Origin of the sequence: Mesorhizobium sp. M2E.F.Ca.ET.219.01.1.1 (assembly GCF_004016445.2) — a bacterium.
In the GTDB taxonomy this organism is placed as follows: domain Bacteria; phylum Pseudomonadota; class Alphaproteobacteria; order Rhizobiales; family Rhizobiaceae; genus Mesorhizobium.
In genome coordinates this window covers 1-330 of sequence record NZ_SADT02000156.1, presented here as the reverse complement: position 1 = coordinate 330, position 330 = coordinate 1, and the positions used below count along the sequence as shown (strand labels likewise).

General features: G+C 64.2%; 1 protein-coding gene. It reads right to left on the bottom strand.

The window, feature by feature from the left end:
- Nucleotides 1–330 (bottom strand): hypothetical protein (locus tag EN862_RS36495; protein ID WP_193771644.1); only part of this gene is annotated, 330 nt, incomplete at both ends.

Genomic DNA, 330 nt, shown 5'->3' with positions numbered 1-330 from the left:
AACCGTCGCGCTCGCCTGGTCGCCGTCCGAATCGGTAGCGACCACATTGATGCCGGTCAGGTTGATGACATTCTGTCCACCCGCGTCGGGATGCGGGAAATTGTCGAGCAGCGTCACATTGACTGTCGCCGAGCCGTTGGTGCCAGCCAGGATTGGCAGCGACGATGCGACCAGGTCGATATGGATGGCGTCGATGCCGTTGATCGAGCCGGTGATCTGGGTCGGCCCGGCCAGCGTCCAGACGATGTCGGCGCCGGCAACTCCGTTGACGTCCGCCGTGATCCCGGCGACCGATGTGAAGGCCACCCCGGTGATGTTGTCGGAACCGGC